Here is an 11762-nt window from a genome sequence, read left to right as displayed (position 1 = left end):
CCCGGAACTACGCCCGCGTCGGCGACCTCGCGCCCGTCGGGCCCCGAAGGGGATGGGGTGTTGTCGTGCATGACCGGATGTCCCTCAGCCGCGGCGGCGCTTCGCCCGCAGACCCGCGGCCAGGGCGACGATCACCACCACGGCGCCACCGCCGAGCACACCGAGCGAGGGCCCGTCGTCGCCGTCGGCGGACGCGTCACCGGCGCTCCCGTTGTCGCCCTTCCCGCCCTTGCCGTTCTCGTCCTGCCCGTCCTCCGCGTCCGAACCGTCGCCCTTCGCCGAACCGTCGCCCGAGACCTGCTCGCCGCAGCCCGACTCGGGGTAGCCCGCGATGGCGCACAACAGCGCCTTGCTGTCGTAACGCAGGGGTTTGGCGACCGAGGCGAGGGCTTCGGCGGCGGTGGCGTCCTCGGCGACGCGGGCGCAGGCCGTACGCGGTGCGGGCGGCCTCTCGCCGTCCGGGGCGTCGGCGGCCGTACCGAAGTCGAGGACCAGGGCGACCCGCTTGCGGCCGTCCTTCGCGGGGGTGTCCGCACAGATGGCCGCGAACTCGGCGGTGCCGCGCGGCTTCGCGGAGTCCTGGGAGTCCTCGCTCACCGAGAACCGGAAGCCCTGCACCGCACCGTCCGAGGGACGGATGAGCGAGGGGCCCTGATTCGCGTACACCCAGGCCGCGTCGGCGCCGTCCGTGCGTTCCCAGAACGACCAGTAGCGGTATCCGGCGGCCTCGGCGGGGCCCGCGGCGGCCAGCGGTACGAGCAGTGCGGCGAGGAACGCCGTGAACGCGAGGACCAGTTGGCGCGCCCGTATGCACCCCTCCCGGGTCTGCGTACGAAGCCCCGTGCCGCCGCCGCTCACTTCCGCGGCTTCTTGTTGCGGCCGCTGAACAGGAAGCCGACGCCGATACCGGCGACGAGTCCGGCGCCGACGATCCACCAGACCTCGCTGCCGCCCTCGTCGTCGGAGTCGTCCTTCTTCTTGGCGTCGTCCTTCTTGTCCGCGTCGGAGCCGCCCGCCCCCTGCGACTGCGGCGCCGGGCCCTGGGAGTTGAGCTCGGCCACCAGGTCGGTGGTGCCGAAGGCGCGCGGGTCGGAGCCGGTGGCGCGGGCGGCGAGGACGAGCTGGGCGAAGGCGGCGGGGCCGCTCTGCTCGGCCCAGTCGGCGGAGTTCTTCTCCAGCCAGGCCAGGGCCTTCTCGGCGGCGGCCTCGTCTCCGGCGGCGGACAGGGCGACCACGGTGTCGGCGGTGTTGCCGAAGTCGGGCTTGTCCTCGGCGCCCGGCATGGCGGACATCAGATGGGTGCCGCCGTTCAGCGCGCCCCGAAGGTACTTCGCGGCCGCGACGGCGGACTGCTCGGGCGTGGCCTTGCCCGGCTCGACGCAGGTGTCCTCGGCGGCGGCCTTGCCCTCGGTCGCGGCCAGGGTCGTGCCGAGGCTGCCGAGGACCGCGGCGGCCGAGGCGTCCGGGTTGGCCGTCAGCTTCGGCTTCCCGGCCGTGCCCTTGTCGCCCTTGCCGGGCTTGTCGGGCTGGAAGGCGAAGGCGCCGCCGTCCTTGCCCGCACAGGGCAGGGTCAGCGAATCGAGCGCGTCGAAGGGGGACTTGCCGCCCTTCTTGACCGAACCCGCGCTGTGGCCGGCGGCGTTGAGCGCGCCGATGACGAGAGAGGTGGAGTTGGTGTCGCTGGCGCCCTTGGGCAGGTAGCCCCAGCCGCCGTCCGGGTTCTGTACGGAGCGCAGCCAGTCGACGGCCTTGTCCGTGACCTTCTTGTGCCCGCCGAGCGCGGCGAGCGCCTGTACGGCGGCGGCGGTGCTGTTGGTGTCGACGGGCGTCTTCGCGTCGCAGGCGGTGGAGGGCTCGGCGCGGAACGGCGCGAACGCCCCGTCCGCGCACTGCTGCCCGGTGAGCCAGTCCACAGCCTTCTCGGCGGGCCGTACGCCCACGGAGTCCTGAGCGAGCAGCGCGAGCGACTGCCGCCAGACGCCGTCGAAGGACGGGTCGGCCTTGCCGTACAGGCCGGAGGGCAACGCCACGGACGGCGTCGGCGAGGGGCTCTCGGCGAAGGCGGCCGGTGCTCCGGCCACACCTGTCACGACGACGGCGGCGAGCACCGTCACGCTGCGGCGAAGATTCATGGTCGGCGGCTGCCTCTCCTGCGGGGAGCCGGGCAGCACGGCACGGGGCGCACCGGGCGGCTGCGGCTCCGTGTACCTCGACGGTGCCTGTCACCGGGGACCCGATGACACGAGCCGGTCCTGTTCCGCACCGGGCAATCCGGCTCACCGGCGCCGTTGCGGGCGACGGTTCACGGTTGCGGGCCAGCGCCGGATTCCCACCGGCTTCCCCCGGGCGGACATGAGGACGACGGGCTCACTGTACCGGGGGGTCCGGCCCGGTCCGCCGGTGCTTCCGCGCCATGTGCGCCCCTGATGCCACCGTGCGCCCCACCAGCACGCCGGGGCGCGCGAGTTCACTCCCGCCCCGCGCCTACGTGGATTTCCGGCCGTGTCACCGGACCTCGTCGGCGCCTTCGTCACCGGCGCCGTCCGCCGCCTCCGCGGACTCCGTATGCCCCGCGAGCAGCCCGCACGCCGTGGTGATATCCGTCTCCACCTGGGCGAGCGAGGAGCGTCCGGCGAGCCAGGTGATCATCGTGGAGTGCCAGGTGTGGCCGATCACCCGTACGGCCGAGAGCTGGCGGGGAGTCGGGCTGTCCAGGCCCGCCGCGTCCAGGATCAGTGCCGCCGTCAGCCGGGAGACCTCCTCCGCCTCGGCGCTCACCGAACTGTCCGCGAAGGTCAGCGCGCGGACCATGGCGTCGGCAAGCCTCGGCTCCCCCTGGAGCGCGCGGAAGGCGCGCATCAGGGTCCGGGTGACCCGCTCCGAGGGCTCCGCGGCGCGCGGCGGGCGTTTGCGCAGCGTGGTGTGGAGCTGGCCGAGCTGGTCCTGCATGGTCGCGACAAGCAGATGGATCTTGGACGGGAAGTACCGGTACAGGGTGCCGAGTGCGACCCCCGAGGACTCCGCGACCTCCCGCATCTGCACCCCGTCGAAGCCGCCCTGCGCGGCCAGCTCGGCGCAGGCGCGCAGCATGCGACGGCGGCGCTCCGCCTGCCGTTCGGTCAGGGCCTCCGCGGGCTGCGTCGGGCGCTCCGTCCGGGCACGCGTGGAGCGTTCCGGCCGGGCGGGCCGCTCCGGGCGTGGGGGCCGTGCCTGTGTGCTCATGCGTCTCGTTCCGTGCGTCTCGGCCGGGCGTGTGGGCGCCCGGCGGCAAGTCTGCGACCCCGGTGCGCCCGGTACGGCAGTGCCCCGGGTGGTGGCGCGAATCACCTGGTCCGCCGGGCCACGTCGTGGCTACCAGCCGGTAAATTCGGTGCCCTGCCGCTGCCTGGAGCCTCGGGTCTGAAACTTGTTCTAGGTTAGCGCCGCGCGTAGTCTCGCGTGAAAGAGCCGTGAGAAGGGGGCCAGGAGTGACCGCTGAGGCCAGGAAGGAAGGCCCTCGCGCGGGCTCCGCCGCCGACGGTGACCGTCCGTTGCGTATCGCCCTCCTCACCTACAAGGGCAACCCGTTCTGCGGCGGCCAGGGCGTCTACGTACGCCACCTCTCCCGCGAGCTCGCCCGCCTCGGCCACGACGTCGAGGTCATCGGCGCCCAGCCCTACCCGGTGCTCGACGAGGTCGCCGCCGGGACCGAAGCCCCCGCGAGCCCCCGTCTCACCGAACTGCCGAGCCTGGACCTCTACCGCGCCTCGGACCCCTTCCGGCGTCCCGCGCGCGAGGAGTACCGCGACTGGATCGACGCCGTCGAGGTCGGCACCATGCTCACCGGCGGCTTCCCCGAGCCGCTGACCTTCTCCCTGCGGGCGGGCCGTCATCTGCGCGCCAGGGCAGGGGAGTTCGACGTCGTCCACGACAACCAGACGCTCGGTTACGGACTCCTCGGCGACCTCGGCGCCCCGCTGGTCACCACCATCCACCACCCGATCACGGTGGACCGGCAGCTGGAGCTGGACGCCGCGCCGACCTGGCACCGCAAGCTCTCGGTGCGCCGCTGGTACGCCTTCACCCGGATGCAAAAACGCGTCGCCCGGCGGCTGCCGTCGGTGCTCACCGTCTCCGGCAGCTCCCGCCAGGAGATCGTGGACCACCTCGGCGTGAGCCCCTCGCGCGTGCACGTCGTCCACATCGGCGCCGACACCGGGCTGTTCAGCCCGGACGCCTCGGTGCCCGAGGTGCCCGGCCGTATCGTCACCACCTCCAGCGCCGACGTCCCGCTCAAGGGCCTGGTGCACCTGGTCGAGGCGCTCGCCAAGCTGCGTACCGAGATTCCCGAGGCCCATCTGGTCGTCGTCGGCAAGCGCGCCGAGGACGGTCCGGTGGCGCAGATGATCGAGCGCTACGGCCTCGCGGGCGCCGTGGAGTTCGTCAAGGGGATCTCCGACCAGGAACTCGTCGACCTGGTGCGCTCCGCCCAAGTCGCCTGTGTGCCTTCCCTGTACGAGGGTTTCTCGCTGCCCGCCGCCGAGGCGATGGCCACCGGAACCCCGCTGGTCGCCACCACCGGCGGCGCCATCCCGGAGGTCGCGGGCCCCGACGGCGAGACCTGTCTCGCGGTGCCGCCCGCCGACGCGGGCGCGCTGTCCGCCGCCCTCGGCAGGCTGCTCACCGACGAGGACCTGCGCCGCAGGCTCGGCGCAGCCGGTCGCGAGCGCGTGCTCACCAGGTTCACCTGGGCCGCCGCCGCCAAGGGTACCGTCGAGCGCTACCGCGAGGCCATCGGAGGCTCCGGCGCCTCCCGGCCCGCCGTCACCGCCGCCTCCGGCGAGTCGACGGCACAGGCAATACCCGTACCGGAACGCGAAAGCAGGACCACGTGCTGACCGTCGACTTCTCCCGCTTCCCGCTCGCCGCGGGCGACCGCGTGCTCGACCTCGGCTGCGGGGCGGGGCGGCACGCCTTCGAGTGCTACCGGCGCGGTGCTCGCGTCGTCGCCCTCGACCGCAACGCCGAGGAGATCCGCGAGGTCGCCAAGTGGTTCGCCGCGATGGAGGAGGCCGGTGAGGCCCCGGCCGGAGCCACCGCCACCGCGATGGAGGGCGACGCGCTCGCACTGCCCTTCCCCGACGACTCCTTCGACGTCGTGATCATCTCCGAGGTCATGGAGCACATCCCGGACGACAAGGGCGTACTCGCCGAGATGGTACGGGTGTTGCGCCCCGGCGGCCGCATCGCGGTCACCGTTCCGCGCTACGGCCCGGAGAAGGTCTGCTGGGCGCTGAGCGACGCGTACCACGAGGTCGAGGGCGGCCACATCCGCATCTACAAGGCGGACGAACTCCTGGAGAGGATGCGCGAGGCCGGGCTCAAGCCGTACGGCACCCACCACGCGCACGCCCTGCACTCCCCGTACTGGTGGCTCAAGTGCGCCTTCGGAGTCGGCCGCGACGGTGACGACGCAGCCCTGCCGGTGCGCGCGTACCACAAGCTCCTGGTGTGGGACATCATGAAGCGCCCCCTTGCCACCCGGGTCGCCGAGCAGCTCCTGAACCCGGTCGTCGGCAAGAGCTTCGTCGCCTACGCCACCAAGCCCCACCTCCCGAAGGCCGAGGCGTGACAAGCCCCGAACAGACCCAACACCTCGTCCTCGACGGCGTATTGACCGCCGATCAGGCTGCCCGCACGGTCCGCGGACTGCTGTCCGTGCAGCGCGAGGACGGTGCCATTCCGTGGTTCCGGGGACATCACCTGGACCCCTGGGACCACACCGAGGCCGCGATGGCGCTCGACGCCTGCGGCGAGCACGAGGCGGCACGGCGTGCCTACGAGTGGCTGGCACGGCACCAGAACTCCGACGGTTCCTGGTACGCGGCCTACGCCGACGGCGACTTCGAGGACGTCACCGACCGGGGCAAGGAGTCCAACTTCACCGCCTACATCGCGGTCGGCGTCTGGCACCACTACCTCAGCACCGGCGACGACACCTTCCTGGACCGCATGTGGCCGGTGGTGGTCGCCGCGACGGAGTTCGTCCTCGGCCTCCAGCAGCCCGGCGGCCAGATCGGCTGGAAGCGCGAGGCCGACGGCACCCCCGTCACCGACGCGCTGCTCACCGGCTGCTCCTCGGTCCACCACGCGCTGCGCTGCGCACTGGCCATCGCCGAACAGCGTGAAGAGCCGCAGCCCGACTGGGAGTTGGCGCTCGGCGCGCTCGGGCACGCGATCCGTTCGCACCCCGAGCGTTTCCTCGACAAGGACCGCTACTCGATGGACTGGTACTACCCGGTCCTCGGCGGCGCGCTGACCGGCGAGGCGGCCAAGGCCCGGCTCGAAGAGGGCTGGGACCGCTTCGTGGTGCCCGGTCTCGGCGTACGCTGCGTGGTGCCCAACCCGTGGGTCACCGGCGGCGAGTCCGCCGAACTCGCCCTGGCGCTCTGGGCAGTTGGCGAATCGGACCGCGCCCTCGCGATACTCCAGTCCATCCAGCACCTGAGGGACGCGGAAAGCGGTCTGTACTGGACCGGCTTCGTCTTCGAGGACGAGGCGATCTGGCCCCGCGAACTCACCACCTGGACCGCCGGTTCGGTGCTGCTCGCCGTCGCCGCCCTCGGCGGTGAACCCGCCACCTGCGCCGTCTTCTCCGGAGAGAGCCTGCCGAGCGGTCTGGCACAGGGCTGCTGCACCTGAGATCTGCCGCTTCCGGACCCCGAAACACTGCCCGAATCCGGCACAAGCGGCGCCACGCACCCGATTGCGGACCAACTCGACGCCTGCCCCACCGAGTTGGTCCGCACTGTGCGTTCAGCGTCAAGGATTCTGTGCACTGTGTGCCAAAGACAGGGGTGGCCCACTCGGGGAGTATGGAGTCCAGAGGTTGCCGCAGGGAGCGGGCCCTCGGCGGTACTTGAGGCACCGCCACGGGGGAGAGGCTCGTTCCCTGCGCGACCTCCATGCGTTTTCCGGCCCACCTCGCGCATCTCGCGCATACGGAGGTGGGCCGCGGTGCGTCCGGCCCGCGCACGCCCCTCGCTTCAGCACATTGAACACGCCGTACCCCTACGGCATTTGCACATGTGGGCTTCCGCGTATGACCGCCTGGAGGCTTCCGCGCATGACCGAGGGCCTCTCACTCCCGTTCCTGGAGTGAGAGGCCCTCGGGTGTTGCTCAGATGACCGACGGCGGTTCGTGACCGCCGCGAGGGTCAGCCGCGCTGGATGCCGGAGGTGTCCTGGAGGACACCGCGACGGCCGTCCTGGGTCTGGGCGATGAGCTGCGCACCGCGCTGCTCGACGGCCAGGTACCAGGTGCCGGGCGCCAGTTCGGCGATCGGGGTCGGCGAACCGTCCTCACCGAAGAGGGGACGGGCCACCGGGACGGCGAACCAGAACGGCGAGAAGTCGCCACCCTGGCTCGGGGCGGCCGGGGCGGGAGCCGCGGGCTGCGGCTGACCGGCCTGGGCGCCGTACGGCTGCTGCGGCTGACCGCCGAGCGGGGCCTGCTGCGCGCCACCCGGGCCCGGGTAGCCGTAACCGCCCTGCGGCTGGGCGCCGTAGGGCTGCGGGGCGGCCGGGGCGGCACCCATGAGCGGGGCGCTGAGGGCCGGGACCAGGGCGGTCGCGACCGCTGCGGCGGCGAGGATCAGTGCGGCGATCAGGCCGAGGATGAGACCGGTACCGGCTTCGATCTCGCTGGAGCTTCCGCCGCCCATCTTGTCGAAGATGAAGCCGAAGGACTGGTCGGTGTCGAAGATCGCGCCCAGCGCGCTCCATGCGGAGGCGACGGCGAACGCGACGCCGATCTGACCGAGTTCCAGGCCCGCGATCTTGCGCTGCGCGGGCAGGCCGCGGCCGACGACGATCAGCGCGGCCGCGAAGATGCCGAGCAGGTAGACGCTGAGCAGCAGGTTGCCGTTGGACCAAGCGGTGGGCGCGTCATCGCCGGCGTCGTCCAGGGTGTCGAGGAACGAGGCGATGAACAGCAACACCGCTGCTCCGATCACCACGCCGTCGCCTCGAGTGAGGGATCGGATGTTCACTTCAGGGTCCTTCGTCAGGTGGTCTTGTCGGTGGAGGCGTCGCTGTCCACCGCAGTGCCCCGTCGCCATTTTGGCCGAACGTCGCGGTGTGAAGCGCGGGGATGGCCCCCCATCGTAAGAGTGACCATATCGTCAGTCCGGCCCGGATGTTTACCGGGGCCATACGGTGGGCTGTGCTACCTGCGAAGAAAGCTCTGGATGCCCTCGGAGATCCCTTGCGCGGCTTTCTGTCGCCAGTCACTGCTTGTGACCAGAGCCGCATCATTTGCGTCACGCATATTCGCGCACTCGACGAACACCTTGGGCACGGTTGACAGATTGAGTCCGCCGAGGTCACCGCGGGTGTCCAAGCCGGTGCCGTCGCCGATGTAGTTGGAGGGTGCGCTGCCGGTCGAGCGCAGCAGGTTGCCCGCGATGCGCTCGCCCAACTCCTTGGAGGGGCCGACGATCGCGCGGGTGTCGGCGGCGCCCGCGTGCACCCGGGCGGGCAGGATCACATGGAATCCCCGGTTGCCCGCCGCGGAGCCGTCGGCGTGGATCGAGACCGCGGCGTCCGCGCGCGCCTTGTTGCCGAATCGTGCCCGCTCGTCGACGCAGGGACCCCAGGCGCGGTCGCCGTCATGGGTCAATTCGACGGTGGCGCCCTGCTTTTCGAGCAGAGTGCGCAGCCGGTGCGCGACATCGAGGGTGAATTTCGCCTCGGAGTAACCGGAGTTGGTGGACGTGCCGGTGGTGTCGCATTCCTTGCTGCCGGTGCCGATATTCACCTGTCGATTGATTTCCGAGGTGTGGGCGCTGTTGCCCGTATTGTGCCCCGGATCGATCACGACGACCTTGCCCTTGAGCGGTCCCGAACCGCCGCCCCCCGGCTTGTCCTTGTCGTCACCCTTGCCGTCACCCTTGTCGTCGTTCTTCCCGCCGTCGTCGCCGTCGCCCGGCTCGCCCTTGTCGGTACTCGCGGGGGACGGCATCGCGGAGGGGCCCGTACTCGTGGGCGCGGGCTTGGCGTTCTCCGAGGGGGGCGAGGAGGGGGCGGCCCGGTCGGCGTTGCCGTCGTCGGAGTCGGCCGTGGCCTGCCACACCAGCCAGCCGGCCAGCGCCGCGGGTACCAGGGCGGCCACGCCGACGGTCAGTGCGCGGCGATTGCGGCGCGGCGGGCGGGGATCGCTGTCCGGAGTCACGTACGACACAGGACCCGACCCTAGGGCATGGCGGTGTACACCCGGGGGTGGAGCGGCGGGGTGGAGCGGTGCTCCGGTGGCCGCCGGGGCGGCGCCCCGGCGGATGCGGCCGGGCGGTCAGCGGGGTGCGGGGGCCACGCGGCGCAGTACGCGCATAGAGTCGGTCACCGAGATCTCGGTGAACTCGCCCGATTCCAGGGCACGCTGGTGGATCCGGTACGGGGCCTGGCCGCCGTCGGCCGGATCGGGGAAGACATCGTGGATGACCAGGATTCCGCCCTCGGCGACCTTGGGCGCCCAGCCCTCGTAGTCGCCGCTCGCGTGCTCGTCGGTGTGGCCGCCGTCGATGAAGACGAAGCCGAGCCGCCCCTGCCAGACGCGGGCCACCTGCGGGGAGCGTCCCACCACGGCGAGGATGTGCTCCTCAAGACCCGCCCGGAACAGCGTGCGCCGGAACTCGGGCAGCGTGTCCATCCTGCCGACGGCCTCGTCCACCAGGCTCGTGTCGTGGTACTCCCAGCCCGGCTGCTGCTCCTCGCTGCCCCGGTGGTGGTCCACGGTGACCGCGCTCACACCGAAGTCGCGGGCGACGGCGGCGAGCAGGATCGTGGAACGGCCGCAGTACGTGCCGACTTCGAGCAGCGGCAGACCGAGCCCCGCCGCCTCGGTGGCCGCCGCGTACAGGGCGAGCCCCTCGTGCTTCGGCATGAAGCCCTTGGCGTTCTCGAAGGCGGCGAGCACCTCGGGCGAGGGAGCGGCGCTCGCACCGTCCGCCGGGGTCCCGGCCGCCGGTTGCTCGGTGCCCTGCGGCGTGGTCTCGGCGGCCATGGACTTCCTCCAGCGATACGGGCGGCGGGCGCGCGGATGTGCGCGGCCCATGGTGCCGTACGGCGCCCCTTCCCGTACCGGTGGGGGCGCCGTGACCTGCGCCTCAGGCCGAACTCGCGGCCCCCTGCGCCGCGGTGGGACCGGGCGCCGGGGCGCTCTCGCGGCCGCCGCCCGAGGAAGCGGGAGTCGCGGGCGCGGGCCGCGGGCGGGTGGGGATCAGCAGGGCGAGCAGCAGACCGAGGGTGACCGCCGCGGTGGCGATCAGGAACGAGAGCCGGAAGCCCTCCATGGTCGGGATCTCGACGGCGCCGTCCTTGTCGGCCGTACGGGCCAGGATCATGCCGATCACGGCGCTGGAGACCGAGGTGCCGATCGAACGCATCAGGGTGTTCAGGCCGTTGGCCGCGCCGGTCTCGGAGGGGTCGACCGCGCCGACGATCAGGGCGGGCAGCGCCGCGTAGGCGAGGCCGATGCCCGCGCCGAGCACCACCGAGGTGACCACGGTCTGCCAGACGGCGTCCATCAGGGCCAGGCCGCCCGCGTATCCGAGGGCGATCACCAGCATGCCGGTGATCAGCGAGGCCTTGGGCCCGTACTTCGCGGAGATCCGGGCGTAGATGGGCGCCGTCAGCATCATGGTCAGGCCGAGCGGGGCCACGCACAGACCGGCCACCACCATCGACTGGCCGAGCCCGTAGCCGGTGGAGGTCGGCAGTTGCAGGAGTTGCGGCAGCACCAGCGAGACGGCGAAGAAGGCGACGCCGATCATGATGGAGACGATGTTGGTGAGGAGCACCTCGGGGCGGGCGCTGGTGCGCAGGTCCACCAGCGGTGCCGTGCTGCGCAGTTCGAAGGCGCCCCACAGCAGCAGCACGACCACCGAGGCGACGAACAGGCCGAGCACGGTGGGCGAGGTCCAGCCCCAGTCGGTGCCCTTGGTGATCGGGAGCAGCAGCAGGATCAGGCCCAGCGAGAGGCCGAGCGCGCCGGTCACGTCGAAGTGGCCCCGCGCGCGGACGGCGGACTCGGGCACCGTCCACAGCGTCAGCGCGATCGACAGGACGCCCAGGCCCGCGGCGCCGAAGAACAGCACGTGCCAGTCGGTGTGCTGCGCGACCAGCGCGGCGAGCGGCAGGGCGAGCCCGCCGCCGATTCCGATCGAGGACGACATCAGCCCCATCGCCTGCCCGAGCCGTTCGCGGGGCAGCGCGTCACGCATCAGGCCGATGCCGAGGGGTATCGCGCCCATGGCGACGCCCTGGAGGGTGCGCCCGGCGACCATCACCAGCAGGTGACTCGTGAAACCGCAGACGAGAGAGCCGGCCACCATCACACCGAGGCTGGTCACCAGCATCCGGCGCTTGCCGTAGAGATCGCCGAGGCGGCCCATGATCGGGGTCGACACCGCACCGGACAGCAGCGTCGCGGTCAGTACCCAGGTCGCGTTGCTGACGGAGGTGTCCAGGAGCGTCGGCAGATCCTTGATCACCGGGACGAGCAGGGTCTGCATGACCGCGACCACGATTCCCGCGAAGGCGAGAACGGGCACCAGGGCGGCCGTCGGCCGGGAGCCTTCGGGGCCGCCGGGCGGCCCGGACACGGCAGCGGCGGCCGCGGCCGCCGCTGGATGGTGGGCATCGTTCTGCGTCATGTGTCGCGCACTCCTGGGGACTCGCGGGTGGCCGTGGACCGGAAGCGCCTCGCAGGAAGGGCCTCGCAGGAA

The 11762-nt window shown here is 72.0% G+C and carries 10 protein-coding genes and 1 riboswitch; of the genes, 3 read left to right on the top strand and 7 right to left on the bottom strand.

Annotated elements, in window-relative coordinates; translation table 11 throughout:
* Positions 1–84: 84 nt before the first annotated feature.
* The 3 genes from HUT18_RS07320 to HUT18_RS07310 all read right to left on the bottom strand — a co-directional run bounded on the left by HUT18_RS07320 (position 85) and on the right by HUT18_RS07310 (position 3222).
* Positions 85–795 carry an SCO2322 family protein gene (locus tag HUT18_RS07320; RefSeq protein WP_176104341.1) on the bottom strand — a complete coding sequence of 237 codons (711 nt, stop codon included), beginning with the start codon at positions 793–795 and terminating at the stop codon, positions 85–87.
* A gap of 59 nt (positions 796–854) precedes the next feature.
* Positions 855–2132 carry a prenyltransferase/squalene oxidase repeat-containing protein gene (locus HUT18_RS07315; RefSeq protein ID WP_176098872.1) on the bottom strand — a complete coding sequence of 426 codons (1278 nt, stop codon included), beginning with the start codon at positions 2130–2132 and terminating at the stop codon, positions 855–857.
* 132 nt (positions 2133–2264) lie between these two features.
* Positions 2265–2343: riboswitch (cobalamin riboswitch) on the bottom strand.
* Positions 2344–2505: 162 nt separating this feature from the next.
* Positions 2506–3222: a TetR family transcriptional regulator gene (locus HUT18_RS07310; RefSeq protein ID WP_176098870.1), complete on the bottom strand. Its 717-nt coding sequence runs from the start codon at positions 3220–3222 to the stop codon at positions 2506–2508.
* A 245-nt stretch (positions 3223–3467) separates the two neighbouring features.
* Between HUT18_RS07310 and HUT18_RS07305 the strand changes: the two genes are divergently transcribed.
* The 3 genes from HUT18_RS07305 to HUT18_RS07295 are packed head-to-tail and all read left to right on the top strand — an operon-like array spanning position 3468 to position 6681.
* Positions 3468–4877 (top strand): glycosyltransferase family 4 protein, encoded by a 1410-nt coding sequence (locus tag HUT18_RS07305; RefSeq protein ID WP_176098868.1) that lies wholly within the window; start codon positions 3468–3470, stop codon positions 4875–4877.
* Complete coding sequence (locus tag HUT18_RS07300; protein WP_176098867.1) at positions 4871–5611, top strand: class I SAM-dependent methyltransferase; 741 nt, start codon at positions 4871–4873, stop codon at positions 5609–5611. The genes HUT18_RS07305 and HUT18_RS07300 overlap by 7 nt, the downstream gene beginning before the upstream one ends.
* The gene (locus HUT18_RS07295) at positions 5608–6681 is read left to right on the top strand and encodes a prenyltransferase/squalene oxidase repeat-containing protein (RefSeq protein ID WP_176098866.1); all 1074 of its coding nucleotides are present in this window, start codon (positions 5608–5610) and stop codon (positions 6679–6681) included. Before HUT18_RS07300 ends, HUT18_RS07295 begins: the two co-directional genes overlap by 4 nt.
* Before the next feature lie 515 nt (positions 6682–7196).
* Here HUT18_RS07295 and HUT18_RS07290 read toward each other — a convergent pair.
* From HUT18_RS07290 to HUT18_RS07275, 4 genes are all read right to left on the bottom strand, one after another.
* A complete protein-coding gene (locus HUT18_RS07290) occupies positions 7197–8030 on the bottom strand; it encodes a hypothetical protein (RefSeq protein ID WP_176098865.1) in 834 nt (277 codons plus the stop codon).
* Between the two features lie 176 nt (positions 8031–8206).
* A complete protein-coding gene (locus HUT18_RS07285; RefSeq protein WP_176098864.1) occupies positions 8207–9220 on the bottom strand; it encodes an N-acetylmuramoyl-L-alanine amidase in 1014 nt (337 codons plus the stop codon).
* A gap of 108 nt (positions 9221–9328) precedes the next feature.
* On the bottom strand, positions 9329–9919 hold the full coding sequence (locus tag HUT18_RS07280; RefSeq protein WP_254878944.1) for a class I SAM-dependent methyltransferase: 591 nt from the start codon (positions 9917–9919) through the stop codon (positions 9329–9331).
* A 223-nt stretch (positions 9920–10142) separates the two neighbouring features.
* On the bottom strand, positions 10143–11690 hold the full coding sequence (locus HUT18_RS07275; protein ID WP_176098862.1) for an MFS transporter: 1548 nt from the start codon (positions 11688–11690) through the stop codon (positions 10143–10145).
* Between the last annotated feature and the right edge of the window lie 72 nt (positions 11691–11762).

Origin of the sequence: Streptomyces sp. NA04227, from assembly GCF_013364195.1 — a bacterium.
Taxonomy (GTDB): Bacteria; Actinomycetota; Actinomycetes; order Streptomycetales; family Streptomycetaceae; genus Streptomyces.
The sequence above is the reverse complement of the archived record's forward strand: the minus strand, read 5'-3'. Positions and strand labels throughout refer to the sequence as shown.